The 26,520-nt window shown below is 66.0% G+C and carries 23 protein-coding genes; 5 read left to right on the top strand and 18 right to left on the bottom strand.

The window, feature by feature from the left end; genetic code table 11:
- Position 1 precedes the first annotated feature (1 nt).
- Genes RSE14_RS01160 through RSE14_RS01145 form a run of 4 tightly spaced genes read right to left on the bottom strand, consistent with a single transcriptional unit; the run spans position 2 to position 2,545 of the window.
- Positions 2 to 607 carry a hypothetical protein gene (locus RSE14_RS01160; RefSeq protein ID WP_324075403.1) on the bottom strand — a complete coding sequence of 202 codons (606 nt, stop codon included), beginning with the start codon at positions 605 to 607 and terminating at the stop codon, positions 2 to 4.
- 4 nt (positions 608 to 611) lie between these two features.
- On the bottom strand, positions 612 to 1,178 hold the full coding sequence (locus RSE14_RS01155; protein WP_324075401.1) for a hypothetical protein: 567 nt from the start codon (positions 1,176 to 1,178) through the stop codon (positions 612 to 614).
- Between the two features lie 42 nt (positions 1,179 to 1,220).
- On the bottom strand, positions 1,221 to 1,799 hold the full coding sequence (locus RSE14_RS01150) for a hypothetical protein (protein ID WP_324075399.1): 579 nt from the start codon (positions 1,797 to 1,799) through the stop codon (positions 1,221 to 1,223).
- Between the two features lie 50 nt (positions 1,800 to 1,849).
- Positions 1,850 to 2,545 (bottom strand): hypothetical protein, encoded by a 696-nt coding sequence (locus tag RSE14_RS01145; protein WP_324075397.1) that lies wholly within the window; start codon positions 2,543 to 2,545, stop codon positions 1,850 to 1,852.
- A 521-nt stretch (positions 2,546 to 3,066) separates the two neighbouring features.
- On the opposite strand from RSE14_RS01145, the gene RSE14_RS01140 reads away from it, so the two are divergent.
- Positions 3,067 to 4,239 (top strand): PAS domain-containing sensor histidine kinase, encoded by a 1,173-nt coding sequence (locus RSE14_RS01140; RefSeq protein ID WP_324075394.1) that lies wholly within the window; start codon positions 3,067 to 3,069, stop codon positions 4,237 to 4,239.
- Positions 4,236 to 4,862 carry a response regulator transcription factor gene (locus RSE14_RS01135; RefSeq protein ID WP_324075392.1) on the top strand — a complete coding sequence of 209 codons (627 nt, stop codon included), beginning with the start codon at positions 4,236 to 4,238 and terminating at the stop codon, positions 4,860 to 4,862. Before RSE14_RS01140 ends, RSE14_RS01135 begins: the two co-directional genes overlap by 4 nt.
- A 4-nt stretch (positions 4,863 to 4,866) precedes the next feature.
- On the opposite strand, the gene RSE14_RS01130 is transcribed toward RSE14_RS01135, so the two are convergent.
- The 4 genes from RSE14_RS01130 to RSE14_RS01115 all read right to left on the bottom strand — a co-directional run bounded on the left by RSE14_RS01130 (position 4,867) and on the right by RSE14_RS01115 (position 9,289).
- Positions 4,867 to 5,313, bottom strand: coding sequence for a hypothetical protein (locus RSE14_RS01130; protein WP_324075389.1), 447 nt, complete (start codon positions 5,311 to 5,313; stop codon positions 4,867 to 4,869).
- A 46-nt stretch (positions 5,314 to 5,359) separates the two neighbouring features.
- Complete coding sequence (locus RSE14_RS01125; RefSeq protein WP_324076954.1) at positions 5,360 to 6,115, bottom strand: sulfite exporter TauE/SafE family protein; 756 nt, start codon at positions 6,113 to 6,115, stop codon at positions 5,360 to 5,362.
- A 40-nt stretch (positions 6,116 to 6,155) separates the two neighbouring features.
- Positions 6,156 to 8,876 (bottom strand): preprotein translocase subunit SecA, encoded by a 2,721-nt coding sequence (gene secA / locus RSE14_RS01120; protein ID WP_324075386.1) that lies wholly within the window; start codon positions 8,874 to 8,876, stop codon positions 6,156 to 6,158.
- Positions 8,877 to 9,013: 137 nt separating this feature from the next.
- Entirely contained in the window at positions 9,014 to 9,289 is a 276-nt protein-coding gene (locus RSE14_RS01115; RefSeq protein WP_324075383.1) for a hypothetical protein, read from the bottom strand.
- An 87-nt stretch (positions 9,290 to 9,376) separates the two neighbouring features.
- Here RSE14_RS01115 and argJ point away from each other — a divergent pair, with 87 nt between their 5' ends.
- Both argJ and RSE14_RS01105 read left to right on the top strand, forming a co-directional pair.
- Entirely contained in the window at positions 9,377 to 10,603 is a 1,227-nt protein-coding gene (gene argJ / locus RSE14_RS01110; protein ID WP_324075382.1) for a bifunctional glutamate N-acetyltransferase/amino-acid acetyltransferase ArgJ, read from the top strand.
- Positions 10,600 to 11,394, top strand: a complete 795-nt coding sequence (locus tag RSE14_RS01105) for an inositol monophosphatase family protein (protein WP_324075380.1) — start codon at positions 10,600 to 10,602, stop codon at positions 11,392 to 11,394. The genes argJ and RSE14_RS01105 overlap by 4 nt, the downstream gene beginning before the upstream one ends.
- A gap of 40 nt (positions 11,395 to 11,434) precedes the next feature.
- Here the strand turns inward: RSE14_RS01105 and trxA are convergent, their stop codons facing one another.
- From trxA to ahcY, 8 genes are all read right to left on the bottom strand, one after another.
- Positions 11,435 to 11,755 (bottom strand): thioredoxin, encoded by a 321-nt coding sequence (trxA, locus tag RSE14_RS01100; RefSeq protein WP_324075378.1) that lies wholly within the window; start codon positions 11,753 to 11,755, stop codon positions 11,435 to 11,437.
- A 71-nt stretch (positions 11,756 to 11,826) separates the two neighbouring features.
- Positions 11,827 to 15,387 carry a double-strand break repair helicase AddA gene (gene addA / locus RSE14_RS01095; protein WP_324075376.1) on the bottom strand — a complete coding sequence of 1,187 codons (3,561 nt, stop codon included), beginning with the start codon at positions 15,385 to 15,387 and terminating at the stop codon, positions 11,827 to 11,829.
- Entirely contained in the window at positions 15,384 to 18,419 is a 3,036-nt protein-coding gene (locus tag RSE14_RS01090) for a PD-(D/E)XK nuclease family protein (protein ID WP_324075374.1), read from the bottom strand. Before RSE14_RS01090 ends, addA begins: the two co-directional genes overlap by 4 nt.
- Positions 18,412 to 19,128: a nucleotidyltransferase family protein gene (locus RSE14_RS01085; RefSeq protein ID WP_324075372.1), complete on the bottom strand. Its 717-nt coding sequence runs from the start codon at positions 19,126 to 19,128 to the stop codon at positions 18,412 to 18,414. The genes RSE14_RS01090 and RSE14_RS01085 overlap by 8 nt, the downstream gene beginning before the upstream one ends.
- Positions 19,125 to 20,111, bottom strand: a complete 987-nt coding sequence (locus tag RSE14_RS01080) for an aminoglycoside phosphotransferase family protein (protein WP_324076952.1) — start codon at positions 20,109 to 20,111, stop codon at positions 19,125 to 19,127. Before RSE14_RS01080 ends, RSE14_RS01085 begins: the two co-directional genes overlap by 4 nt.
- A 14-nt stretch (positions 20,112 to 20,125) precedes the next feature.
- On the bottom strand, positions 20,126 to 20,590 hold the full coding sequence (gene tsaE / locus RSE14_RS01075) for a tRNA (adenosine(37)-N6)-threonylcarbamoyltransferase complex ATPase subunit type 1 TsaE (RefSeq protein WP_324075369.1): 465 nt from the start codon (positions 20,588 to 20,590) through the stop codon (positions 20,126 to 20,128).
- 13 nt (positions 20,591 to 20,603) lie between these two features.
- Complete coding sequence (locus RSE14_RS01070) at positions 20,604 to 22,979, bottom strand: PAS domain-containing sensor histidine kinase (protein ID WP_324075367.1); 2,376 nt, start codon at positions 22,977 to 22,979, stop codon at positions 20,604 to 20,606.
- Between the two features lie 101 nt (positions 22,980 to 23,080).
- The gene (gene ahcY, locus RSE14_RS01065; protein ID WP_324075365.1) at positions 23,081 to 24,505 is read right to left on the bottom strand and encodes an adenosylhomocysteinase; all 1,425 of its coding nucleotides are present in this window, start codon (positions 24,503 to 24,505) and stop codon (positions 23,081 to 23,083) included.
- A gap of 185 nt (positions 24,506 to 24,690) precedes the next feature.
- Here ahcY and RSE14_RS01060 point away from each other — a divergent pair, with 185 nt between their 5' ends.
- Positions 24,691 to 25,170: a peroxiredoxin gene (locus RSE14_RS01060; protein ID WP_324075363.1), complete on the top strand. Its 480-nt coding sequence runs from the start codon at positions 24,691 to 24,693 to the stop codon at positions 25,168 to 25,170.
- A gap of 81 nt (positions 25,171 to 25,251) precedes the next feature.
- Here the strand turns inward: RSE14_RS01060 and RSE14_RS01055 are convergent, their stop codons facing one another.
- Positions 25,252 to 25,944 (bottom strand): cytochrome b/b6 domain-containing protein, encoded by a 693-nt coding sequence (locus tag RSE14_RS01055; RefSeq protein ID WP_324075361.1) that lies wholly within the window; start codon positions 25,942 to 25,944, stop codon positions 25,252 to 25,254.
- Entirely contained in the window at positions 25,941 to 26,477 is a 537-nt protein-coding gene (locus RSE14_RS01050; RefSeq protein ID WP_324075360.1) for a c-type cytochrome, read from the bottom strand. The genes RSE14_RS01055 and RSE14_RS01050 overlap by 4 nt, the downstream gene beginning before the upstream one ends.
- Positions 26,478 to 26,520: the final 43 nt, after the last annotated feature.

Genomic DNA, 26,520 nt, shown 5'->3' with positions numbered 1-26,520 from the left:
TTCACATTTGCGTGGCAGGGCCGAGCGTGACGGTGATCAGCCCGGAATATTCGCCGGCCACCAGCAGCGCGTCCGACGGGGCGGCAAAGCCCGAAAGATCCATCGTCAGGTCCGAAACCTGCGGCAGCGGCTGGCTGGCGCTGGCGGCATTGCCGGCGGGACCGCTGCCATCGGCTGCGGCGGCGGTCAGCAGATCGGCTTCGGCCGCTGCCCAAGGCCCTACCACCACGCGGTAGTTGACGGTGCGGCTGAAGCCGGTGTTGAGCGCGGCTCCGCTTTGCTCGGTCATGGCGCTGGCCACGATCGAGACCATCGTGTTGGCGTAGTTGCAGAAGCTGCCCGGCATGGTGACACTGCGCGGTGCGAGCGCCGCCATGCGTCCGATACGCGGCCCCGAGGTGTCGATCAGCGTGCCGAGATCGATCACGCGTTCCGAAGGCTCGCCGAGCATACAGATCGGCGCGACCGAACCGATCACCTGCACCTCGCCCTCGTCGCTGTCGCCCTGGGTCTGGGCGAGCAGCGGCGCGGGACAGAGGCAGGCAAGCACGGCGGCGAGCACCGGAATGCCGCTTACCGGAGCCTTCGGGGTGTGCGGGGCCGACACCGGATTACTCCGGCTGTCCGAAGCTGACGTTAGGCGCCAGCGTTACCCGGACCAGACCCTGATAGTCGCCCGCAACAAGGATGCCGCTGCCGGGGGAGCTTGCGGCACTGAGAGCGACCGGGATCGGCCCGGTGAACATGCCGACAGCAACCGCGCTGCCGGCCCCTGAGGTGACCGAGGTGTCAGATCCCGCCACCGCGTTTGCAGTTGCAGTCGCGGTGTAGTTGACCACCCGGTCGAAACCGGAAGGCGGGGTGGCGGTGAAGCTGACATTGGCGATGGGCAAAGCCTCGACCGTCATTGTTGCAGCTGTCCCGTTGCACCAGCCTTCCAGTGTCTCGCTTGCGCCGTTGACCTTGCTTGCATCGAGCCGGCCTGCGCTGCCATCGGTGCCCGGCAGCGACAGCTCGCCGAGATCGATGACCTTGGAAGGCACGGTGAACAGGCAGCGATCAGCAACGCGGCCAATGATCGTCACTTCACCCTCAGCCGGTGCGGTCTGGGCAGCCAGCCCTTGCGAGCACAGCGCCAGGCCAAGCGACAGGGCGGCGAATGTCGAAAGCGGTTTCATGCGCTTGTCTCCTTGGATGAGATGGGATCAGCCGGGCTGCGATCAGTTCGGCGAGATCGTGACCGAGACCGTGCCGGTGTAGGTCCCGGCAGTCAGGACATCGGCGGGATCCGGCGTGTGGAAGTTGCTCAGATCGATCTGGACATTGTCCGGACCGGTCGCGAGACGTGCGCTGAGCGAGCCGCTATCGGTCGCGGTGCCGTCGGTGACGACGGTGAAAGTGTCGGTGCCGCCAACGACGCTGAAATTGGCATCGGCGGTGAAGTGGACCGTGTCGGCATAGCCGTCCGGTGCGGTGACAGCCGGGTTGACCATCGGCGCAGCGGTCACCGAGACGCTCGGCGTTGCCGTGGTGCAGACCACCCGGAAGCCGAGATTGTCGAGATCGCTCGATGCGCTGATCGCCGCAATGTTGCGCAGCGTGCCGTCGGTGTCGTCCAGTTGGCCGAGTTCGATCAATCCACCGAAATCGGGATCCGGCACGTCACCCGCGTCGGTGACGATGCACTTGTCGCCCACGGTCCCCGTGATCGTGACGGTGCCGCTCACATCTTGCGCGGCTGCGGGCTGTGCCGCTGCGACGAGCGCGAGAACGGCAATGCTTGCTGCAGTATACTTCATATCTACTCTCCTTGCCTTCCTGATTGATTGAACGAATTCTGGGCGCATTTTCAGGGCGATGCGCTCAGAGTGACGGTAAGAATGTCGTTGTAGGTGCCGCTCGCGAGCACGCTCGCGCCGGTATAGGGGCCGGCCAGCACACGGATGCTCGAGACCGCGCCGGAGGTCGAAGGACCATCGAGCAGCAGGCCGGTATCCTCGTCGGCCGGGCCGGTGAAATTGGTCTGGGTGCCGCCCGCGCCGCCATAGGCGACCGAGCAACTGGTCGAGCCGGCAGCGAGCGAGGCCGCATCGCAGCTAGCCGCAGCCGTCACGCCGTCGTCGCCAGCGAGCGCCAGCCCGACATCATAAGGGGCGATGTTGGCATAGCCTGCGGGCAGGCTCGTATCCTGGTAAAGGCCGCCATTGCTGGAGACCACCGCGACACGGGCCGGGCCAGAGCAGTCGAGCACGAAGTTGAAGGTCGCATCAAAGCCGGTCACATCGAAATTGGCTTGGTTGACCTCACCGAAAGGCGCCTGCGCCTCGGCAAAGCCGCAGCGTCCTCCAACCGAGGCACGCACATAGATCGGGGTCAGGGTGATGCTGGTGCCTGCGCCGCTGCCGGGCGGAATGTCGCCGGGTGCATAGACGGTCGCGGAGATATCCTCGGCCGCAGCGGGTGTCGCAAGCGGCAGTCCAAGCGCGGCGGCAGCGGCAAGCGCTGCTGCGAAGGCTGTCCCCGATCTGTTGCGTGCGTAAGACACGGCTGCCTCTTCCCCATGTTGCAGCCAATCGATGCCGTGTCGGCGAAAATACTCGGAAGGAGATCTCAGTGTAGTCTGGTGATCCCTTCCGAAGCTTTTCTCTTCGGCACCGTTTGACTTGGTAAAGAAGACGTTAATTAGTCTTGGACAGCACGGATAATTGGGGAATCTCCGTAGATCGTTTTCTGTCGCGATTTGGAACAGAAACGTACGGGCACCACCAACAATACGATTGATTCAAAAGCGAAAATCTCGGGCAACCTGTGGACGATTTGCCCTGTTGCGCATGGTTCGCAGCGGCTGGGTGCCAAGTCGATGGGCGAACTCTTACAGCGACTCACCCAATCTACGTATAATCACGTAATATCGGTCCGCCTGCGTGCATTGCTATCGCATCGGCACAGCCCTCGGGCGCTTCTTGCGGGAGAGCCCGCGCGGGCCAGAGATGGCCTGACAGTTTGTGCAATGGACGAAAGGGTGTCAGGGGTCAAAGCGGGTGAGATGTTCCGAAAGGCAATGCCTTGAGTGAGGTTATGACCGACGACAGCCTGATCGCGTCGTTGTCGCAGAGCGATCAGCTGCGCGTTATCCTCGAAACCTCGCCCGCTGCCATGGTGGTGATCGACGATGCCGGGATCATCCGCGGCTTCGGCAAGGCCGCGCAGAAGCTGTTCGGCTATAGCGAGGAGCAGGCAATCGGGCGCAATGTCAGCCTGCTGATGTCTGCGGCCCATGCCGCCCAGCACGATACCTATCTCAAACGCTATCATGCCACCGGCGAGCGGCGGATGATGGGCTTTACCCGGGTCGAAAACGCCTGTGACTGCAACGGCCATGTCTTCCCGGTCGAGATCACGCTGGGCGAGGCCCATGTCGAGAACCGCACCTATTACATCGGTTTCCTGCGCGATGTCGGCGAACAGCTCGCCGACAGGCGCCAGCTGCGCGACATTCTCGACGAGCTCGCCCACGCCTCGCGCATTTCGGCGATGGGTGCCTTTGCAACAGCGATCGCGCACGAACTCAACCAGCCGCTAACTGCGATCACCAACTATGCCGAAGGGGTGCGCGACATTCTCGCCCGGCGCAGCGATCTGGCCGATCGCGAGCAGCTCGTCGAGATCCTCGACAGCTGCAGCAAGCAGGCCGTGCGCGCGGGCCAGCTGATCCATCGCCTGCGCGATTTCGTGCGCGGCGGACGGCCGCGGATCGAGCTGACCGATCCCGCCGCGCTGGTGGACAACTCGGTGACCCTTGCGATGATCAATGGTTTCCGCCGCGACGTGCGGCTTGAAATCACGATCCCGAAAGGCCTTGAGAAGGTCGCGGTCGATCCGGTGCAGGCCCAGCAGGTGCTCTTCAACCTGATCCGCAACGCCTTTGAGGCGATGCATGCCGGAGAGGGCGCTGGCGGCCGGCTTCGCATCGAAGTCATGCCACATGATGCAGATCACATCGAATTCGTGGTCGAGGACAGCGGACCGGGGATCGATCCGCAGGTGGCCGACCGGATGTTCGAAAGCTTCGTCACCACCAAGGGCGGCGGCATGGGCGTCGGCCTGTCGATCTGCAAGCAGATCGTCGAGAGCTACGGCAGTTCGATCTGGGCCACCCGCTCGCCTTCGCTGGGCGGCGCTGCCTTCCATTTCACATTACCCGCGGGTCGCGAGAGTGATGTCGAGGAGAAGGAATGATGCATGTCTACATCATCGACGACGACCCGGAGATCCAGCGCTCCATGGCCTTCATGCTCATGTCCGAAGACATCGGGAGCACATCCTTCGGCAGTGCGGAGGAGTTTCTGCAGCACCTCCCGCAGCTGACACCGGGCTGCCTCCTGCTCGATCTGAGGATGCCGGGCATTTCAGGCCTCGCCTTGCAGGCGCAGCTTCACCAGGCGGGTTGCCAGATGCCGGTGATCATGATGACCGGCCACGGCGAGGTCTCGAGCGCGGTCAGAGCGATGAAGGATGGGGCGATCGACTTTCTCGAAAAGCCGTTTTCCAAGTCCGATCTGATGGCTGCGCTCAAAGCGGCGGGCCGCGCTGGCGAACAGCCGGTCGTAACCTCGCATGAGCAGCAGAAAGCAGAGGAGCAGATCGCCCACCTCACCAACCGCGAACGCGAAGTACTGATAGGATTGGTGCAGGGGCACCTCAACAAGCAGATCGCCTATGATCTCGACATCAGTCCGCGCACCGTCGAGGTGCACCGCGCCAATGTGATGAAAAAACTGGGCGTCCACAGTCTGTCGGAGATGCTGCAGATCGCTTTTCTGGCTGGCTACTCGCGCCTGCCCGACAAGGCGGCAGGATAGGCGGCTAGGCGGAAAACTTGTGGGGGCCGGCGGGAAGATAGCCGCATGCGACCACCTCGAACAATTCCGCCGGCCCTGCCCCGGGCCGCAGAGCAACGGTAACGCCGAGTCCGAAATTGGTGCCGTAAAGGCGCGTGGGGGGCTGCGCATCGGCAAGGCCCTCACCCCAAGTGAAGATGCATTGCTTGTCCTTCACTTCAAGCGCGCCCGATATGACGCCACCTTCAGGCAATTCGCGCGCCACCACTGCGCGGTCCCGGTTGGCGGCGAGTTCGTGCAGCGCGATCCGGCCGTCGCTGATCAGCGGCAGATCTATCGTGTAGCGCGGCGAACCGGGCGCGCATCGCAGCGCGTCAATACAGACCGGTTCAAGTGTAATGCGAGACCATCGCACGGCATCCTCCTGTCCGTGTCGAGGTGTTTTATCCCAGACCGGGACAGCGCGCGGCAACTTGGGGAATCTACGCAGACAATCCCGGCGACGAGCAGTTTCGCCCCTAGACGCCTGCCAGAAGGCGTACGCCCACGACCAGCACCAGCAGCGCTGTCAGCCAGCGGATCCACTTGGGCGGCAGCAGGCGCGCGGCGAGCAGACTACCGATCTGGCCGCCAATCACCACCGCCACCAGCAGCGGGAGGGCAGCACCCAGCGCCGCGCCCAGCAGGCCGGGGCCATTCTTCACCATCTGACCAGCAAGGCCGAACAGCGAGTTCACCAGAATAAACAGGCTCGCCGTCGCCGCGATTCCCCGCGCCTCGTGCCAGCGCGACAGATGCAGCAGGGGCGCGAGGAAGATCCCGCCGCCGATCCCCACCAGCCCCGCGAAATAGCCCAGCGGCGCGGCCGCCAACGGCATCCAGCGCGCCGCCTTTGTGGGTGTACCATCGGCATTTTCGCGCACCGGAACCAGCATGGTCAGGCTCGTCAGCACCAGACTGGCGCCGAGCAGCGCAAGGAAGGTCTCCTCCTTGATCGGCGTGAGCCCGCCCACAAAGCTGAGCGGCGCGCCCAGCATCACGATCACGCCCGCCTTTTTCCACGGGGTCAGGCCAGCGCGGGCGAAGCGGATGCTCGATCCGCTCACCACCACGATATTGCAGGCAAGGCTGATCAGCGGCAGCAGCCGGTAATCAAGCCCGGAGAGCGCGAGCAGTGCGGAATAGGTCGACCCGCCGCCAAAGCCGACACTGGCATAGAGCAGCGCAGTGACAAGGAATGCGAGCGCCAGAAGCGCCGGCACTGCTCCGATCATCATCGCCCCTGCCCCTATCCCAAGACCGGATGCGCCGGACCTAGCTCACCGCGCCGTGGCAATGCTTGTACTTGTTGCCGCTGCCGCAGGGGCATGGCGCATTGCGGCTGATGTCGAGATTGGCGAAGGGGTTGTCGCCGCCGCCAGTCGCCGCAGCCACAGCGCTGTCCAAAGCGCCGAACGTTTGCGGGACCATCGGCGCGCTGTCTTCAATCCCGGCAAAGGGTTCGAGCGGGCCGGTGAGGAAATCGGGCAGTTCGGGCAGGCTCTCGGTCTGCGGCGGCTCGATGCGCAATTCCGCGCGGAACAGGATCTTGGTCACCTCTTCGCGCAGGGTGTCGAGCATGGTCTCGAACAGGCCGAAGGCTTCCTGCTTGTATTCGTTGATCGGCTGCTTCTGCGCAATCGACCGCATCCAGATCACCTGCCGCAGCGCATCGAGCGTGGCGAGGTGTTCCTTCCAGTGGTGATCGAGCTGGCGCAGCAGCACGTCCTTTTCGACAATCCGCCAGATCGCCGGATCCGATGCGCTGATCTTGGTCTCGGACATGGTGTCGGTCAGCTCGCGCAGCCGCTCCTCGAGCAGTTCGGGTTCGACCTCCTCTTCAGCGAGCCAGTCGTCGAGCGGCGGCTCGAAGCCGAAGGTCTCCTCGATCTTGGCCTTGAGCCCGGCGACATCCCATTGTTCGGGATAGGAGCCCGGCGGGCAGGCAGTGCCGACCATGGTGTTGATCGTATCGTGGCGCATGTCGATCACGACATCGTCCACCGCCTCGCTATCCATGATTTCGGCGCGCTGTTCGTAGACCACCTTGCGTTGGTCGTTCATCACGTCGTCGTATTGCACCACCTGCTTGCGCATGTCGTAGTTGCGCGCCTCGACCTTCTTTTGCGCGGTCTCGATCGCCTTCGACAGCCATTTGGAGCCGATCGCCTCGCCGTCCGCGAGGTTCGACTTCATCATCTTGGAGAACAGCGTGTCGGGGCCGAAGATGCGCAGCAGATCGTCTTCAAGGCACAGGTAGAAGCGCGACAGGCCCGGGTCACCCTGACGACCCGAACGGCCGCGCAGCTGGTTGTCGATGCGGCGCGATTCGTGGCGTTCGGTGCCGAGCACGAAGAGACCGCCGGCAGCCTTCACGCGCTCCTTTTCCTCGGCCACTTCGGCGCGGATGGCAGCGACGGCGGCGTCGCGTTCCGGGCCTTCGGGCAGATCGCGCAATTCATCGGCGATACGGAATTCGACATTGCCGCCGAGCTGGATGTCGGTGCCGCGCCCGGCCATGTTGGTGGCGATGGTCACCGCGCCGAACCGCCCGGCCTGCGCCACGATATGGGCTTCTTGCTCGTGGAAGCGGGCGTTGAGAACCGAGTGCCTGACCCCTTCCTTGTCGAGATAATCGCTCAGCAGTTCGGACTTCTCGATCGACACCGTGCCGACCAGCACGGGCTGGCCGATTTCCTGCTTTTTCTTGATCGCCTTGGCAATCGCGCCGAACTTGTCGGCGGTGTTCTTGTAGAACTCGTCTTCCTCGTCGATGCGGGCGACCGGCAGGTTGGTCGGAATTTCGACCACGCCGACCTTGTAGATATCCCAGAACTCCGGCGCTTCGGTGGCGGCCGTGCCGGTCATGCCGGACAGCTTGGGATACATGCGGAAATAGTTCTGGAAGGTGATCGAGGCCATGGTCTGGTTCTCGGGCTCGATCTTCACGCCCTCCTTGGCTTCAACCGCCTGGTGAAGCCCGTTCGACCAGCGGCGGCCATCCATCATGCGGCCGGTGAATTCATCGATGATGATGATCTTGCCGTCCTTGACGATGTAGTCGGTGTCACGCTTGCGGGCGAAATTGGCGACCAGTGCCTGATCGAGGTGATGGACGACCTGGGTGTTCTCGACGTCGTAGAGGTTGCTGGTGGCAAGCAGGCCCTTTTCAGCCAGGATCTTCTCGACTTCCTCAAGCCCGTCCTCGGTCAGCTGGACGCGGCGCACCTTCTCGTCGATATCGAGCCATTCGAGCGGCAATTCGCGCGCCACGGCATCGAGCGCCACGTAAAGTTCGGACTTGTCCTCGGTCGGGCCGGAAATGATCAGCGGGGTGCGCGCCTCGTCGATGAGGATCGAGTCCACTTCATCGACGATCGCGAAGTTGAAGGGACGCTGCACCATCTGCCCGCGCTCGTGCTTCATGTTGTCGCGCAGGTAATCGAAGCCGAACTCGTTGTTCGTGCCGTAGGTGATGTCAGAGTGATAGGCCTCGCGCTTGTCCTCCTCCTGCATCCCGGGAACAATCACGCCGACGCTGAGCCCGAGCCAGTTGTAGAGGCGCCCCATCTCGGCCGCGTCGCGCCGGGCGAGGTAATCATTGACGGTGACTACGTGGACGCCCTTGCCCTCGATCGCATTGAGATAGACCGCCAGCGTCGCCATCAGGGTCTTGCCCTCGCCGGTGCGCATTTCGGCGATTTCGCCGCGGTGGAGCACCAGACCGCCGATCAGCTGCACATCGAAATGGCGCATCCCGAACACGCGCACCGAGGCTTCGCGCACGGTGGCGAAGGCTTCGGGCAGGATGTCGTCGAGCTTGGAGCCGCCTTCGATCAGGTCGCGCAGCTTGGCAGTCTGGCCCTTGAGATCCTCGTCCGAGAGCGCCTGGATTTGCGGTTCGAGCGCATTGATCTGTGCGACGATCTTGCGCAGCTGCTTGACGTAGCGATCATTCGAGGAACCGAAGACCGTCTTGATGATGGTGTTGAGCATGGAAAAATCGAGCCTTTGAACGCTTGTGCCCCTGGCGCGAAAGACGCTTGCCGAGGGCCTGAATGCTTGCTGGGGTTACGGCTCCGCGATCATGCGCGGCGCCGTCAGAATCGGGATATGTGATCGAAAACGCGGGCCTATTCGTAGGCGCGCTCGATCCCCATCAAGACCGGAAGACGCAGCGCTTGCGGCGCAGCAGGGCGCGCCTCAGGCGCGGCCAGAGCGCGGGTTGCGCGCAGCGAAGCCGGCACGGGTTGCACCGCAACGCTCTCGCTCCCCGCAACCTCGTCCCCGGCGGCCGCAGCAATGCTCGACGAGCACGCCAGCGCCTCGGCCAGCGACGCGTGCGCCGGGCTGCCGAGCGCAGCAAGGCCGGTGAGCAAGGCCAGAAGGGCGAAGAAGTGCCGGGTCATCGGACAGGCAGATAGGGAATCGCAGCCGCTTCGTCCACCAGCTTTGCTGATTTACTGCACGGGCCTGCCCGCCTAGAGGCGCAAATCATGCAGATCGATACCTCGCCCCTCGCCCGTCCTTTTCCGCAAATGCCCGCAATTGCCGGGGTGACCCTGCGTGTCGCCCGCGCGTGCTACAAGGCGTGGGACCGCGCCGATCTGACCTTTGCCGAACTGGCCGAGGGCACCAGTGTCGCGGGCGTCTTCACCAAGAGCGCCTGCGCCTCCTCCGAAGTCGAACTGGGCCGGGCCGATGTGAAGCAGGGCCATGCGCGGGCGCTGATCGTCAATGCGGGCAATTCCAACGCCTTTACCGGCTATCGCGGGCGCGAGGCGGTGGACGCGATCCGCGCGCAGGTGTCCGAAGCTCTGGGCTGCCCGCAGGAACAGGTGTTCGTGTCCTCCACCGGCGTGATCGGTGTGCCGCTGCCCAAGGACAAGGCCCGCGCCGGGATCGAAGCCGCGCTGGTGGCCGAGCCTTGCGGGTGGGAGGATGCGGCGAACGCGATCGGCACCACCGACACCTTCGCCAAGGGCGCGGGCGCGAGCGCGATGATGGGCGAAACCCGCGTCGAACTGGCCGGGATCATCAAAGGATCGGGCATGATCGCCCCCGACATGGCGACCATGCTCGGCTACATCTTCACCGATGCCAACGTCGCGCCGGCCTTCCTCCAGGAAGCGCTCGAACGCGCCAATGCGGCGACCTTTTCCTGCATCACGGTCGACGGCGACACTTCGACCAGCGACACGGTGATGGTCTTCGCCACGGGCAAGGCGGGCAATGCGCGGATCGAAAGCTGGGACAGCCCGGGCGCGGATGCCTTTGCCGCAGCCCTGGCCGATGTGTGCCGCGAACTTGCGCATCTGGTGGTGCGGGACGGCGAAGGCGCTCGGAAGTTCATCACCATCCGCGTTGCGGGCGCAGCAAGCGACGAAAGCGCGCGCCGCGTGGGTCTTGCCATCGCCAACTCTCCGCTGGTCAAGACCGCCATCGCAGGCGAGGATGCGAACTGGGGCCGCGTGGTCATGGCGGTTGGCAAGGCGGGCGAACCGGCGGACCGCGACCGGCTCTCGATCGCTTTCGGTGGTATCTGGACGGCGAAGAACGGGGTTCCGGTCGAAGGCTATGACGAGGCGCCGGTGGCCGCGCATCTCAAGGGCGAGGTAATCGATATTGCGGTCGATCTCGGCCTCGGGGATGGTCGTGCGAGTGTGTGGACCTGCGATCTTACGCATGGCTACATTGCGATCAATGCGGATTACCGCTCATGAGCGCCCTCGATGATGAAATCCGCGATCTGATGCGCTTTGCAGCGCAGCGCTCGATGCTGCCGCGCTTCCGCCAGCTCGCTGCGCACGAAGTCGAGATGAAAGGCGCGGATGATCCCGTCACCATTGTCGACCGCGAGGTCGAGGCTTTCCTCACCGAAGCCCTGACCAAGCTCGCCCCCGGGGTTGCCGTGGTCGGCGAGGAAGCGGTCCATGCCGACAAGAGCGTGCTCGATCACCTTTCGGGCCAATGCTGGATCATCGATCCGCTCGACGGCACGGCGAACTTTGCGGAGGGCAAGGAGCCCTTTGGCATCATCATCGCGCTGGCCGATGCTGGCCGCACGGTCGCAGGGTGGATCTATGATCCGGTGCGCGACCGGTTCTGTCATGCGCGCCTCGGCGATGGCGCTTTCGTCAACGGCGAGCGGATCACGGCGCGCTCCACAGGGGCCGAGCGGCCCGTCACCGCGGTCAGCCGCATCTTCCTCACCCCAGAACAATCGGCGATGGTCGATGCCAAGCTCGCCCCGCATTACACGCTGGTCGATATTCCGCGCTGCGCCGCAGAACAATATCCGCGGCTTGCGCTGGGCGAGAACGACGTCTCCAGCTTCAAGCGCACGCTCGCCTGGGATCACGCGGCAGGCGTGCTGTGGCTCAACGAGGCCGGCGGCAAGGCCGCGCGGCTTGATGGCAGCGAATACCGGGTGGACCAGCACGACGCCCCCGGCCTCGTCGGCGCGTCAAGCCCCGCGATCTGGGACGAATTCGTCGGCAGGGTGCTGGCCTGAGAGCAAGCGGTCCCCGATCAAGCCCGGGACGACGCTGCCATCAAAGCTCGCTTTCGATCCACGCCTTCAACTGGCCCTTGGGCGCAGCGCCAACCTTGCGCGCGACCGCTTCGCCGTTCTTGAACAGCACCATCAGCGGGATCGACTGCACGCCCATCTGCGCGGCGATATCGGTGTTCTCCATGATATCGACCTTGGCGATGGTGAGCTTGCCAGCGAGCTCGTCGCTGATTTCTTCCAGCGCCGGAGCGATCATCTTGCACGGCCCGCACCAGTCAGCCCAGAAATCGACCAGAACGGGGGTGTCGCTGCCCAGCACATCGGCCTGAAAGCTGGCGTCGGTGACATTGATGGTGGCCATGTCTCAAATCTCCTTTGGGCGGCAGCATAGGACTGCCGGTCACAGGAATGCAATCTAGGGCTTCGCGTTCTTCACTCAATATCGGGCAGCGAATAGGATTGCTGCGCGGCCTGCAATGCGTTCTTGTGTGCCGCGAGGGTTTCCGGCGACAGATCGAACAGCACCGGGGCATGGGTATAGAGCACGCCCGCACGCACCTCGCGCCCGGGATAGATCGCTTCGAGCGCTGCGGCATAGGCCGCCATCTGGCGCAGCGTGGCGAGCGGAATCTCTGCGGCACTCGCGGGCGGACGGCGGGTGGTCTTGAAATCGACCACGGTGACGCGCCCCTCCTCGATCAGCAGGCGGTCTGCCGTGCCCGCCACCACCACGCCTTCGACTGTCGCGGCCAGCGGCACTTCGGCCAGCGCGGCATCGGAGAAAATCGCGGCAAAGCCGGGATAATCCAGCACCGCCAGAACGCTGGCGAGCATTTCGTCGCGCAGGTCCGCTGGCAGATCGCTCGCCTGGCGTTCCAGCCAGCGGCGGGCTGCTTCGACGCGGGTCTCCGTCGGCACATCGGGCAGGCGTTCCAGCAGGGCGTGGATCAGGCTCCCGCGCCTTGCGGCATGGCGCGCGGCCTCGGGCGGAAGCGGCGGCTCGGCACCCGCCTCCTCGCCCACCGATGAAGGCGCAAGCGGGCGCGGCGGGCGCGGTTCGGCCCCGATCGGTGTCACCGCCCATTGCGGCAGTTCCGGCTGCGCATCGGCCCGCGCCTCGACCTCAGCCGAGGTCTCAAGCGGCGCGGCGCGCTCGCCCCATTCCTTTCGCCACGTCCAGACCGGATCGGCAAGCTCCTCGCCCTCGAACAGCGGCGCGAGCCGCGCGTACCAACTGTCCGGGTGCGGCTCGCCCTTCTTCGCCTCGTTCTTGTTGAGCGATCCGCCGATGAACAGCGCCTCCTCGGCGCGGGTGAGCGCGACATAGAGCAGCCGCCAGTGCTCCTCCATCTGCGCTGCCTTGGCCGCTTCCTCGGCCTCGGCAATCGCGCCCTTCTTCTCGGTCTTGCCGAGCGGGGGGAGCGGGACGAGGCGCGGGTGCTCGCGCTGCTGGCCGGGCGCGTTGTCCTCAAGCGCCAGATCGCCCGCATCGCCCGGAGCGCCGGTGGCATCGGCGAGGATGACGATCGGGGCCTGCAAGCCCTTGGAGCCGTGCACCGTCATCACCCGCACCTGCCCGCTGGCGCTATCGGGATCACGTTTCAGATCGCCCGTCCCGGCATCGAACCATGTCAGAAAGCCCGCCAGGCTGGGCCAGTGCTCGGCCTCGTAGGCGAAGGCGGCGTTGAGCAATTCGTCGAGCGGGTCATTGGCCTCGGCGCCAAGCCGTTCGACCAGACTTGCGCGGCCCTGCCACGGGCCGGTGAGCAGCCATGCGATCAACGCCTGCGGGGTCTGGAAATCGGCGCGGCGCAGCAATTCCCTGAGCCGCTCGGCGGCGGCAGCGGCAAAGGCGGGTGCATCCTCGCGGCGCAAGTGATCCCACAGCCGGACATCGTAATCGCGCGGCACATGGGTGAGGATATCCTCCTGCGTCCACCCCATCAGCGGGGAAGCGAGCAGGTTGGCAAGGCTCAGGTCATCGCGCGGCTGGGCGGCAAAGCGCAGCGCTGCCAGTACATCCTTCACCGCCAGCGGCGCGCCCAGCCGCAGCCGGTCCACCCCTGCCACCGGCACGCCCTTTGCGTGCAGCTTGGCGACGATCTGCTTGGCGAGTTCCTTGCGTTGGCGCACCAGCACCATGATGTCGCCCGCCTGCGCGTGGCGACGGGTGCCCTTTTCGAGCACGAAGGGCTCCTCAAGACTGACCCAGCGGTGCACCTGATCGGCGATATGTCCGGCGAGCACCGTGTCGTGCTTGGGCAGCCAGCCCTGCCCGCCTGCGCTGTCATCGGTGTTGTTGTCGCCCTCGTTGCTCTCCTGTTCGGCCTCAGCTTCGGCCTCGGCCTCGCGTTGCTCCTTATCGGGCACCGCCGGCGGCCACAGAGTGACAAGGCCGGGACGGACATCGCCCTTGTGCTCGGGCGGCGCCTTGTCGAGCCCGAAGGCGGGAAAGCCGAGGTCGCCGATCATCCGGTTGACGAAGGCGAGCACGATATCGGCGGTGCGGAAGCTCTCGCCGAGATCGAGATCTTCCCAGCCCGGCTCGCGCAGATTGTTGCGCGCGGAACGGATGCCGCGCCGCGCCGCTTCGATCCGGGTGTGGACGCGCTCCTTGGCGCGGGCGAAGTTTTCCGGGCTGGTGCCCTGAAAGCCGAAGATCGCCTGCTTGTAATCGCCCACGGTGAAGATCGTGCGCAAGCGGTCACCGCGCGCGCCCTCGCCGGCGAAGAAGTCGTCGATCAGCGCCTCGACGATGTCCCACTGCGGCTGGTTGGTGTCCTGCGCCTCGTCGATCAGGATGTGATCGAAATGGCGATCGAGCTTGTAGCGGATCCAGTCAGCCGCGACCGATGTGCCGAGCAGATCGGCGGCCTTGCGGATGAGATCGGGGAAATCGAGCAGGCCCTCGCGCGCCTTCCTTGCCTCCCAGCGAAGGGCAAAGGCGCGGCCCACTTCGAGCGCCGAGGTGATGATCCCGGCGGCTGCGATGAGAGCCAGACGATCCTCGTGCATGCGAACGGCAGCGGCGATCTTGTTCTGGCGGTCCTTGAACCCCTTGTCTTCCTTCTCGGGCGTCGGCATCGCCCGCGGCTCGCCATCGGCCTTCAGCAAGGTCTTGCGGAAGCCCGCGACGATGTTCGCCCGCGCAGCCTTGTCCAAGGGCAGCCATTGGCGGATGAAAGCGGCACTTTCCTGACCCGACTTGGCCTTCCACCCGTCGAGCAGCGGCAGCATCACCTGCAATTGGTGATCAGGGAAAAGATCAGGGTGGAGCGGCTCGTTCGCCCAGTCCTCGTCGGCATCGGCGGGCATCCCGAGCGTCTGGCGCACCCGCCCGTCCATCGGCGATTGCCAGCTGTCGCGGCCCACCCACAAATCATGCGCGCCAGCCGCGCGCATCAGCCAGGCGTGGAGCGCGCCCGGCTCCTTGCGCATCACGAAGCTCCGGATCCCGTCCATCAGGCGCGCATCACCGCTGCGTTCGGCCTCCTCGACCATGTCGGCCAGCACCTCGCGCGCGAGCAGTTCGCGGCTGCGATCATCCATCACCCGCGTGCCCGGAGCGAGATCGGCTTCCTCGGGGAAATTGCCGATCAGGAACTGCGCGAAGGCGTGGATGGTATCGATCCGAAGCCCGCCGCCCGGACAATCGAGCACGCTGGCAAACAGCGTGCGGGCGCGTTCCTGCGCGGTGGGGCCATAATCCGCGCCGAGGTGCTTCAGCTCCTTGCCCAGCGCCCCCGCATCCAGCCGCACCCAGCGCGCCAGCACCGCGTTGATCCGGTTCGCCATTTCCGCAGCACCTGCCTTGGTGAAGGTGAGGCACAGGATCTGCGACGGGCTCACATCCTCGCGCAGCAGCAAGCGCAGCACGCGGGCAGAGAGCACCTGCGTCTTGCCCGTCCCCGCCGAGGCCGAGAGCCAGACATTGTCCTCGGGGTTTGCCGCCTTGAGCTGGTTGTCCCGCAGCGGAAAGACCTTGCCGCTCATGCCTCGCGCTCCGTCTCGGTCAAGCGCACCAGCCATTCCTCCAGCCGCATCAGCTGGTCATATTCGTTATAGCCCTTGTAGTCGGGGTTTTCGCGCGCGAGGAACGGCGCGGTGCCCTTGATGAAGCGGGCGATCGCATCGCTCAGCTTCGCCGCGTGGTGGGGCAGGAACTCCTCCGGCGTCAGCCCGCTCTGGCGCTCGCCGAGCTTGAGCGGCTTCATCACCTTGCCGAACACGCCCTTCTCCTGCCCGAAAGACCAATATTCGAACCCGCGCGCCGGCGCCGCTGCCACGCCCTTGCCGGCAAAACCGCCAGCCTCGGCGATCAGGCCGAGCAGGCCAAGCTGGAGCGCCAGGCCTTCGGTGACCTGCTTCTTGGTCGGCACATTGCCGGTCTTGTAGTCGACGATCGCCAGGCTGCTATCGGCGAGCCGGTCGATGCGGTCGGCGCGGCCTTTGATCTTTACGCCATCGAAGATCATCTCGCCGTCGATCTCGCTCGCCACCACCTTGCGGCCCTCGTCGGCCTCCTCGGCGGCGATCCTGCGCTCGAAAGTCTCCAGCGCGGCGATCAGGCGCGGCTGCCACAGGGCGCGGAACAGCGGGTGGACGCGCTCGCGGGCGAAATGGTCTGCCGCAAACGGCGCAATGGCAAGCGCAGGATCCTCGGCCCGCGCCTTGTGCCAGGCATCGAGAATGGCGTGCACCAGCGTGCCGCGCAGCGCCGGATCGCTGAAGGGATCGGCAGCCAGCGGAGGCAATTGCTTGAGGCCGAGGATGGCATTGGCGTAGAATTCGTAAGGATCGCCCAGCAGCCGGTCGAGCGCAGTGACGCGGAGCGTCACCTTGCGCAGGTCCGGCGCGGGATCGGGCGCGGGGCGCTCATAGGCGGGAGCCGGAGGACGCGCGCGATCGAGCTGCGGCAGCAGCGCCGGGATCGCTCGCTCGCGGTGCTCCCTGGCCAAATCCTCGCCCAGCAGCGCCTCGACCCTAAGGAGGAAGCGCGAAGGCAGCGTCGGCCCCTCGGCATCGCGCAAGGCGCGGCTGAGGACGACTTCGGGCGCACCCATTGCGCCGGCAAGGTCATGCGCGGCAAGGCCGATACGGAACTCAGCCCCCGGCACGCCCAGCGCGCGCAGGATCGCCGGGGCGAGCAGCGCGTCGGCGCCGGGGGGCTGCGGCCAGGAGCCTTCGTTCAGTCCGCCGCAGATGACCAGATCAGCCCGCGCCATGCGCGCTTCGAGCAGGCCGTAGATCGCCACGCGCGGATGGCCGCCATAGCCCGGACGCACCGCCACCTCGTCCATCGAATCGCGCAAGGTGCCAGCCAGATCGGCGGTCTCGATCACTGTGCCCGCCGCCTGCGCCTGCCCGCGCAATTCCTCGATCAGCGTGCCGAGCGCGCGCCCGTCCTCGCGCTCCCAGATCGCTGTCCGGGCAAAGGCCTCGGCGACGTCGGCCAGCCGGGTGAGTGCCTCGGCGAGCGCGATGGTGTCGGGCCAGTTGCACAGCGGCGCGATCAGCCCCTCGGCCTCAGCCCACCATTCGCTCACCCCGGCCTTGTCAGCCGCCTTGCGCAGCGGCGCCATCCCCGGGGCCAGCGCCGGTCCGCGCAATTCACGGTCAAGAGCGCGCAGGCCCGTGAGCCATTGGCGCCGCGCCGTGCTGTCCCAGCCGCGCACCAGGGGATGACCGAAAGCGGCCACCAGACCGGCCGGATCGGGGCCATCGGCAGCGATCTGCGCGATCAGGCCGAACAGGCGGCCTGCCGGGGTGAGCGCCAGCGGACGGCCCGCCGAATCGTCCGCGACAATGTTCCAGCGTTCAAGATGCTGCGCCACGCGCCGCGCCAGCCCGCGATCGGCGGTGACCACCGCGATGCGCTTTTCCGGCACCTCCAGCCCCTGGCGCACCAGCAGCGCGATGGCTTGCGCTTCCTCCTCGATCGTCGCGCTGGTGAGCAGGCGCACGCCCGCCAGCCGCCGGTCAGCCGCCTCCAGCGTCGCCCAAGCGCGGCTCGCCTGCGGGGGGAGGAACAGCGAGGAGATCGCGCGGCTGCGCGCGGGCTCTGCCGCTGCCGCCCCGCGCCGGTGCCAGGCCTGCACCTCGGCGCGGTTCACGCCCATGCGGTTGAGCAGCAGCTTCAAATGATATTGCGGGTGGGTGAGCGCATCATCCGCCGCGAAGACCGGCCCGCCGGCCTCCTGCGACGCGCCGGCAAGGCCCAGTTCCTGCCACGCCTCATCGCTCATGTCGCGGTCGAGATCGGGCAGCACCACCGCGCCATTGGGCATGTCCGCGATCACCCGCAGCAGCCGCGCCAGCGCGGGCGAGGCGCTGGTGACCCCGGCGGCAACAATCGGGAAAGGTGGCGGGGTCTCTTTCCAGCGCTTGGCGGCGCGATCGAACAGCGCGTTGCGGCGGGTGGCGGCATCGACCTGCCCTCGTTCAACAAGCTCAAATTGCCAACGCACCGCGACCTTCGAGAACAAGCAGATCGAGCGTTCCCAATGGGTTGCCAGTCCGGCCAAACTGTCCTTGACTGCCTCACTGGTCCAGAGATCGGCGATATCCTTCTCCTCCACCAGCAGCCGGTCCATCGTGCGCGCCATCTCGCGCGCCAGATTGAGCCTCGCGCGCCCCGGCAAGGCGGTCATTCCCTCGGCCGCGCGTTCCTCGCCGATCAGCCGATCGAGCGTAAGCCAGCGCGAGACCGGATCGCAGGCGGGGGGAATGTCGCTTGCGCCCAGCGGATCGAGCGCGGCGCCGAGCTTCTCGTCGAGATCGAGATCGCCCACCGCGATCATGCGCGGCATCAGCAGGCCGCCCTCGCCGCTGGCCCCGGCGTGGCGAATAAAGGCTTCGGACAGGGTGCGCGCCGCGCGGCTTGAGGGGACCAGCACGGTCAGGCGCGCAAGGCCGAAGCCGTCCTCGCGGTAACGCGGCACCAGCCCTGCGACCAGCGCATCGGCAAAGCCGCGGTGCGCGGCGATGGAGTAGACGAGAGGACCGGTGCGGCGCGGATCAGCCACCCAGCAGCGCCTCCTCGGTCGGGCGGATCGCCTGCGGCGTGCCGACTTCGAACCACAGCCCGCCGAAGGACAGGCCGAACAGTCGGCCTTCCTCGATCGCGCGGCTCCACAGGATGTTGGTCGAGAAGGGGCCTTCGGGCGCATCGCGCAGCAGGCGGTGCGAGACGAGCTGGATGCCGGTGTAGATGAAAGGCGCCACCCGGCCATCCCGCCGCCGCGAGACGCGGCCTAGCGCGTCCATGTGGAAATCGCCCGGCCCGCTGAAATTGATCGCCCGCGCGTGCGGCACCAGCAGCAGCAGCGCGTCCATCTGATCCGGGTCCCAGCGGCGCGAAAGCTCGGCAAAGGCGTTGTTCGGCCCGTCGAGCCAGATGTTGTCTGCATTGAGGGCGAAGAAGGGATCGGGCAGCTTCTCCTGCGCCTTGATCATCCCTCCGCCGGTTTCGAGCAGCAGCGCGCGTTCGTCAGACACTGCCACCTTGGGCGCGGGGCGGGCGGTGACATGGGCCTCCAGCGCATCGGCCAGATAGTGGACATTGACCACCGCCTTCGCCACCCCCGCATCAGCCAGACGGTCAAGCGCGTGATCGATCAACGGCTTGCCCGCAACCCGCACCATCGGCTTGGGCTGGGTTGCAGTGAGCGGACGCATCCGCTTGCCGAGACCGGCAGCAAGCACCATCGCGGTGTCCGATACCAGTCTGCTCATGCCGCAAAGGCTCCGCGGGCAAAGCGCAAGGTATCAGGGATATTGGCGTCGAACCACGCGGCCACCGGCGCCAGCGCAGGGTGGGCCAGATCGCGCTCCAGCGCGTCCCACACCCGCGGGATCATCGAAAGGTAGCGAGGCTTGCCATCGCGGGCGTTGAGCCGGGTGAAGATGCCGACGATCTTCGCATTGCGCTGCGCGCCGAGCCGGGCGTAGTCGGCCAGAAACTCCTCGTCCGCCACGCCCGCATGATGGGCGTAGTGGAGCAGCATGGCGGTTTCGAGATCGACCGACACATCGCGCCGCGCATCCTGCAACAGCGAGACGAGATCATAGGCCGGATGGCCCACCAGCGCGTCCTGGAAGTCGATCAGCCCCTGCGGCGCATCCGCCTTGCCGCCCAGCAGCATGATGTTTTCGGCATGATAGTCGCGCAGCACCGTGACGCCCGGGCTCTGGCGCGCCAGCATCGGGGAGAGCACCTCCTCCCACGCGGCCGCATAGCCTGCCACGTCAACCTCGAGGCCCTGCGCGGGGCAATACCATTCGGTCAGCAGCGCCGCCTCGCGCTGGTAGACCGCCATGTCATAGGGCGCGAAGGGCCCCGGAGCGACACGATGGAGCGCGACCAATGCCTCGACCGCAGCTTCATAGGCCGCGCGCTCGTCCGCCGGGTTTTCGTCGAGCCAGTCGCGCATCCGGTCATTGCCGAAATCCTCGGTCAGCACCCAGCCCTGCGCGGCTTCCTCGGCAAGGATCGCAGGCGCGCGCAGGCCATTGTCCGTCAGCCAGCGGGCGACCGAGAGGAAGGGCGCAGGATCCTCGTGCGGCGGCGGCGCGTGCATCAGCATCGCGCTCGTCCCGTCCCGCACCAGCCGGAAATAGCGGCGGAAAGAAGCATCACCGGGAAGCGGCTCGACAGCGGCGTCGGCCCAGCCCGCGCTGGCGGTGAATTCGGCAAGACCCTCAGGCAAGTGGTTCATGGGGGGAAGTTCGCTCATGGCATCCGCCCTACCCAATCCGCGCCCCCGCGGGCAATCGCAATCCGCCCGCCTTCCCCGCTTTCTCCCAAAGCTTCGAGCGTGATGTCGAGGCATCCGGCCTCATGCGTGAAGCCACCTGCGTGATCGGGCCATTCGGCGATCAGCACCGCGCCCTCGCGGTAGTCGTCGAGCCCGATTTCGGCGATTTCGGACGGGTCTTCGAGCCGGTAGAAATCGGCATGCGCCACGGCCAGACGCAGCGGCGGGGCGGCGTAGGTCTCGATGATGGTGAAGGTCGGCGAAGGCACCTCGCCCGCGTGCCCCAGTGCGGTGAGGATCGCGCGGGCTAGCGTCGTCTTGCCCGCCCCCAGCCCGCCTGTAAGCGACACCACATCCCCTGCCTGCAGACGCGCGGCAATGCGCGCGCCGTAGGCTGCCATCGCCGCCAGATCGGGCAGAGCCTCGCGCGTCCCGCTCACGCCAGATACCCCGTCATGGTAGCCGGATCGTCGCCATGGTGCCCGCGCCCTGCCGGCTGACAATATCGAGCGTGCCATCATGCGCCTCGATCAGTTGGCGGGCGAGCGGAATGCCTAGGCCGGTGCGGCGTTCGGGCTTGCCCGCGCGGCCCTGCGCCAACCCGCCCATGGCGCGCGCCAGTTCCGCCGAGGACATGCCGCGGCCATTATCCGATATCGTGATCTCCGCGCCGCCCGCCGCCGCCGCGTCAGCCGACGTGGGCGCTTTCCTGATCTCGATCACGATACGCCCGCCTTCGGGGGTTCCGGCAATCGCGTTGTCGAGCAGGTTGCCGAAAGCGCGCCCCAACTGGCGCGGGTCGCCATCGATGATGCGCCCGCGCCGGCCCTTGAGATCAAGGCTGAGGCCGCCGCCGATGATCGCCGCCTCGCGCTCGCGCACCAGCGTGGTGAGGAATTCGAGCAGGTCGAGCCGCTCCTTGCGGATCGGCAGCAGCCCCGCCTCGCTCTGGGAGAGATCCAGCACATTCTCGACCTGCTCGGTCAGGCGTTCGACCGCAGCGAGGATCGCATCGACATATTCGCCCGCGCTTTCCGGATCGCTCGCCGCGCCCGATTTCAGCAGCTCGGCATAGCCGCCGATGGTGGTGAGCGGCGTACGGAATTCGTAGCTCATATTGGCGAGGAACTTGGCCTTGACCGCATCGGCCTCCTCAAGCGCTTCGGCGCGCTCGCGCAGCGCCTGTTCGGCCTTTTGCGAGGCGGTGATGTCGAGCACGGTCAAAAGGCCATTGCCATCGGGCAGCGGGATACCGGCAAAGCGCAGGGTGCGCCCGTCGGCGAGTTCCACCTGCCCGCCCTTCTCGCGCCGGTCGAGCGTGGCGGCACGGACCGCCGCGCCGATCAGCGCGGCTTCCTCTGGGTTCAGCAGGTTGCGCCCGATCGCGCCGAGCAGTTCATCGGCGCTGGGCCGCGCATCGAGCAATTCAGGGGTCAGGCCCCAGGTCCCGGCAAAGCTGCGGTTCCACAGCTGCGCCGAGCCATCGGGCGCAAAGATCGCCAGCGCCTCGAACAGGCTGTCGAGCGTTGCCGTTCGGGTGCGCAGCAGCGTATCGCGCACCGCCGAAAGCGCCAGCTGTTCGGTGCGATCCTCGGCGATCAGCAGCAGGCCGCCATCGGGCAGCGGCTGGGCGACGATGCGCAGATGCGTGCCGCCGGGGAGCGGCCAAGCCTCCTCCAACGTGGCGCTTGCCTCGAACCAGCCCGCGCGCTCGCGCCGCCATTCGGGAAAGTCGCGCACTTCGGGCGTGCGTCCGCGCTCGCGCGCTTCGGCGAGGAAGCGCTCGAACGGCGTGCGCGCCTCGATGGCCTCATCGGTGAGCGAGAACAGGCGGCGGAACGGGCGGTTGGCAAAGACCAGCTGCTCTTCGGCATCGAACTGCGCCACGCCGACCGAAAGCTGATCGAGCAGCGCGCGCTGGGCATCGCGGAAGGCGCGGAACTCGCGCGCGACCTGCTGTTGCTCCTCGATGTCGATGGCATAGCCTGCCACTCCCTCCTGCCCCAATGGCAGATCGGAGACGCGCAAGGTGCGGCGCGCGCCGTGGATGGTGGCGGCGACAGAGCGTTCCGACTTGTCCTGACTGCGCAGCGTGTCGCGCGCGATTTCAGCCGGAGAGCGGCCGTCTTCGGGTTCGAGCAGCTCGATCTGGCCTTGCACCACCTCGGCCGCGCTGGCGGCGCCCACGGCATCGACATAGGCCTGATTGACGAGCTGGAGCGAGAGATCGCTGCCGCGAAACCACATCGGCATGGGCGCAGCCTCGATCAGGCCAACCAGCGCGGCGAAATCTCCCGTCGCGCGCGATGCCGCAGCGCGCAGGCGGGCCATTTCTGCGTGGCTCTCGGTAAAGTCGAATACCCACACCAGCGCCGCGCCGCCGGGCGAGACCGCCGGATCGGCGAGCGTGCCATAGAGCGCGAGGCTGCGCTGCGAGCCGGGGGGATTGAGCGCCATACGGAAGGGCGCGGCGGTTTTCTGGGTAGTCTGCACCCTGCTCCACAGCTGATCCAACTGATCGGAGGCCAGCCCTCCTCCGGCGCGCTGATCACCGGGCGGGACGACCAGTTCGGAGAGATATTGCGGCATGGCCTTGAGACCGAGCAGCCGAGCCAGCTTGTCCGGCGCTTCGATGCGTCCGTCCACCCGCACCAGCAGCGGTACGGCAGGGGCCACGTCGAGCAGGGTCTGCACCCGCTTCAGACTGCCCTTCAAGGCGCGCGCGCGCTTCATCGAGCGGCTGGCGCGCAGCACCACCACCGCCGCGCCCGCCGCCCACGCGGCAAGCATCAGCGCAATCAGCACAAGCGAAAGCGGTGAGGTGTCCATCACCTCACCGCTATGCGCCTGCTGGCGTCAGTGCAACCGGGTAGAACCCGCTCGCCCACCACCCATTCACAAAAGGGGTGGAAGCGAGCGGTTTAAGGCGATCAGTAGCGGTAATGATCGGGCTTGAACGGGCCGGCTTGCGGCACGCCGATGTAGCTCGCCTGCTTGGTGCTCAGCTGGGTCAGCTTCACGCCGAGCTTTTCAAGGTGCAGCGCGGCGACCTTTTCGTCGAGGTGCTTGGGCAGGACGTAGACGTCGTTGTCGTATTCGTCCGCCTTGGTGAACAGCTCGATCTGGGCCAGCGTCTGGTTGGTGAAGCTCGCGCTCATCACGAAGCTCGGGTGGCCGGTGGCGCAGCCGAGGTTCACGAGGCGACCCTTGGCCAGCACGATGATCGACTTGCCATCGGGGAAAGTGACGAGATCGGTGCCTTCCTTGATCTCGCGCCATTCGTAGTTCGAAAGCGCCGCAATCTGGATCTCGCTGTCGAAGTGGCCGATGTTGCAGACGATCGCCATCGGCTTCATGTTCATCATGTGATCGGCGGTGATGACGTCTTCATTGCCAGTGGCGGTGACGAAAATGTCGGCGCGCTTCACGGCGTCTTCCATGGTGACGACCTCGAAGCCGTCCATCGCGGCCTGAAGGGCGCAGATCGGATCGATCTCGGTCACCATCACGCGCGCGCCGCCATCACGGAGCGAGGCCGCCGAACCCTTGCCGACGTCGCCGTAACCGGCAACGCAGGCGACCTTGCCGGCCAGCATGACGTCGGTCGCGCGGCGGATCGCGTCGACCAGCGATTCCTTGCAGCCGTAGAGGTTGTCGAACTTCGACTTTGTCACCGAATCGTTCACGTTGATCGCCGGGAACGGCAGCTTGCCCTGCTTGGCGATCTGGTAGAGGCGCATCACGCCGGTGGTGGTTTCTTCCGAAACGCCCTTGATCGCCTTCACCGTCTTGGTGAGGTAGCCAGGCTTGGCAGCGACGAACGCCTTGAGCGCGCGCTGGAACTCGATTTCCTCGGCGTTGGTCGGCTCGCCCATTTCCTCGCCCGCTTCAAGACGCGCGCCCCACAGGGCAAACATGGTGGCATCGCCGCCATCATCGAGGATCATGTTGGCGGTGAGATCGGGATCGGCTTCCGTGGCCCAATCGAAGATGCGGCCCACATAGTCCCAGTATTCGGCCAGCGTCTCGCCCTTGATGGCGAAAACGGGGATGCCGGCTTCCGCGATGGCGGCGGCGGCGTGATCCTGGGTCGAGAAGATGTTGCAAGTCGCCCAGCGCACTTCGGCACCCAGCGCCACGAGGGTCTCGATCAGCACGGCAGTCTGGATGGTCATGTGGAGCGAGCCGGTAATACGCGCGCCCTTCAGGGGCTGGGCCGCACCATATTCCTCGCGCAGCGCCATCAGGCCGGGCATTTCGGTTTCGGCGATCAGGATTTCGTCGCGGCCGAAACGGGCGAGCGCGATGTCCTTGATGACATATTCGTGGGTCGGGGCGGCAGCGAGGGTGGCCATGTGATTATCTCCTGAGGACAGGTCGCCGCATTGGGGGCACGGCGCTCTGCTGATGACCGCAGCCCCTAGACGGACTGGCGACGGGAGGCAAATATAAACTTATCTTTATATGTCTATTTGTTGCCCGCTCCGTAAGGGGCGCTATAGGAGGGGCCATTCATCCCCACCTTGCAAAGGACACCCCGATGACGATTTCCGTTGGCGACAAGCTCCCCGAAGTGACGCTGATCAAGGCCACCGCCGAAGGCCCGCAGCCCGTCAAGTCTTCCGACTATTTCGCCGGCAAGCGCGTCGCGCTGTTCTCGGTCCCGGGTGCCTTCACCCCGACCTGCTCGGCCAAGCACCTGCCGGGCTTCGTCGAGAAGGCCGCCGATCTCAAGGCCAAGGGCGTCGACGAGATCGTCGGCACCGCCGTCAACGACCCCTTCGTGATGGGCGCGTGGAACAAGGCTGCGGGCAGCGACGACATCACCATGCTGGCTGACGGCAATGGCGATTTCGTCGAGGCGATCGGCCTCACGATGGACGGTTCGGCCTTTGGCCTCGGCAAGCGCGGCCAGCGCTTCTCGATGGTCATCAATGATGGCGTGGTCGAGCAGCTCAATGTCGAAGAGCCGGGCGACTTCAAGGTCTCGAGCGCGGACCACATGCTCGGCCAGCTGTAAGGCCGTCATCTACCGGACAACGAAAAGGGGCGCTTCCCGCGATGGGAGGCGCCCCTTTTGTGTGTCGGCCTAGCCCCTGTGTCAGATCAAAGGCGGTACGCCAAAGGTGATCCACAGGGCAAAGCCTGCCGCCAGCGCAATCGCGATTGCCCCCCGCAGCCACGGCATAGGCCCGATCCCGCTCACCCCCGCCATCGGCGGACGCGTGCCGCCCACCATCGGGCTCAGCAGATCATTGCCCTTCATCGCATACCAGCAGATCGCCGCGAGATGCAGCACGATCAGCCCGGCCAGGACGTTGAAGAAGGCCTCGTGCACTTCGGTGATGGCATCGGCCAGCATCACCCCGACCAGCGGATTAAGCGGCCCGGTCATCCCGTCAAAGGGATCGCCCGCAAACAGTCCGAGGCTGACCTGCACCAGCATCGCCCCCAGCAGCGCAAGCGTGCTCCACCCGCCGATCGGCGAGTGCCCGATCGCGCTCGGCCCCGCGCTCGCGCCGCCGTGCCAATAGGCCAGCACCGCGCGCGGCCCCTTCACGAATTGCGAAAAGCGCGCGGTCTCCGGCCCGATGAAGCCCCACACGAAGCGGAACACCAGCACCCCCAGCAGCACCAGCCCGAGCCGCTTGTGCAGCCCCCACTTGTCGTTCTCTGCCGTCCACCACATGGCGACAATCAGCAGCGGAAAGCTCCAGTGGGTGAGGCGCAGCAAAGGGTCCCACACCCGGATATCAGGCGTCAGGAGCGCCGGGCTACCAGCCGTCTCGCTCATTTCTTGTCGTCGAGCCGGAACTTGTCGTGGCAGCCCTTGCACGCGCCGCCCATCGCCATAGCCTGCGCGCCAACAGCGGCCTTGTCGCCGCCGCCTGCGAGGGTCACCAGCTTGGCGCTTTCATCGACCAGCTTCTGGGAAGCGGCCTTGAACTCTTCGGGCTGCTGCCAGATCGTGGCGAGGGCTTCGGTCTTGAGCCCGTCATCGACACTGGTGCCTGCCGGGAAATGGCCTTCGATCTTCAGCGCGCGGGAGTTGATGTCGCTCGCCTTGGCGGCGATCAGGGTGAAGTCGGGCGCATCCTTTTCGAGCTCGCCGCGCAGCGCCTTGAAGCTGTCACCGATGCCCTCGAAATTGTCGTGCCGTTCCTTGAGCACTGCCTGCACATCGACCGGCGCGGCCACATCGCCAGGCGTTGCGGCATCGCTGGGTGCATCTGCAGGCGCATCGGCCGGAGCCCCGCCCGAACAGGCAGCAAGCCCGGCAGCAAGCGCAGCGGAAAGAAACAGGCGGGTGGCGGATTTGCGCAGCATCAAGAATCTCCTTCGGTAATGCCTTCCGGCTGATCCCGAAGCG

Origin of the sequence: Erythrobacter sp., from assembly GCF_035194505.1 — a bacterium.
GTDB lineage: Bacteria > Pseudomonadota > Alphaproteobacteria > Sphingomonadales > Sphingomonadaceae > Erythrobacter.
The sequence above is the reverse complement of the archived record's forward strand: the minus strand, read 5'-3'. Positions and strand labels throughout refer to the sequence as shown.

Coding starts and splice junctions, on each gene's coding strand:
- RSE14_RS01115 (WP_324075383.1), bottom strand. CDS start 9,289: ATGACCCGGCACTTCTTCGCCCTTCTGGCCTTGCTCACCGGCCTTGCT.
- addA (WP_324075376.1), bottom strand. CDS start 15,387: ATGAGCGGCAAGGTCTTTCCGCTGCGGGACAACCAGCTCAAGGCGGCA.
- RSE14_RS01150 (WP_324075399.1), bottom strand. CDS start 1,799: ATGAAGTATACTGCAGCAAGCATTGCCGTTCTCGCGCTCGTCGCAGCG.
- RSE14_RS01070 (WP_324075367.1), bottom strand. CDS start 22,979: ATGGACACCTCACCGCTTTCGCTTGTGCTGATTGCGCTGATGCTTGCC.
- RSE14_RS01060 (WP_324075363.1), top strand. CDS start 24,691: ATGACGATTTCCGTTGGCGACAAGCTCCCCGAAGTGACGCTGATCAAG.
- RSE14_RS01080 (WP_324076952.1), bottom strand. CDS start 20,111: ATGAACCACTTGCCTGAGGGTCTTGCCGAATTCACCGCCAGCGCGGGC.
- RSE14_RS01155 (WP_324075401.1), bottom strand. CDS start 1,178: ATGAAACCGCTTTCGACATTCGCCGCCCTGTCGCTTGGCCTGGCGCTG.
- argJ (WP_324075382.1), top strand. CDS start 9,377: ATGCAGATCGATACCTCGCCCCTCGCCCGTCCTTTTCCGCAAATGCCC.
- RSE14_RS01085 (WP_324075372.1), bottom strand. CDS start 19,128: ATGAGCAGACTGGTATCGGACACCGCGATGGTGCTTGCTGCCGGTCTC.
- RSE14_RS01135 (WP_324075392.1), top strand. CDS start 4,236: ATGATGCATGTCTACATCATCGACGACGACCCGGAGATCCAGCGCTCC.
- ahcY (WP_324075365.1), bottom strand. CDS start 24,505: ATGGCCACCCTCGCTGCCGCCCCGACCCACGAATATGTCATCAAGGAC.
- secA (WP_324075386.1), bottom strand. CDS start 8,876: ATGCTCAACACCATCATCAAGACGGTCTTCGGTTCCTCGAATGATCGC.
- RSE14_RS01125 (WP_324076954.1), bottom strand. CDS start 6,115: ATGATCGGAGCAGTGCCGGCGCTTCTGGCGCTCGCATTCCTTGTCACT.
- trxA (WP_324075378.1), bottom strand. CDS start 11,755: ATGGCCACCATCAATGTCACCGACGCCAGCTTTCAGGCCGATGTGCTG.
- RSE14_RS01050 (WP_324075360.1), bottom strand. CDS start 26,477: ATGCTGCGCAAATCCGCCACCCGCCTGTTTCTTTCCGCTGCGCTTGCT.
- RSE14_RS01105 (WP_324075380.1), top strand. CDS start 10,600: ATGAGCGCCCTCGATGATGAAATCCGCGATCTGATGCGCTTTGCAGCG.
- RSE14_RS01055 (WP_324075361.1), bottom strand. CDS start 25,944: ATGAGCGAGACGGCTGGTAGCCCGGCGCTCCTGACGCCTGATATCCGG.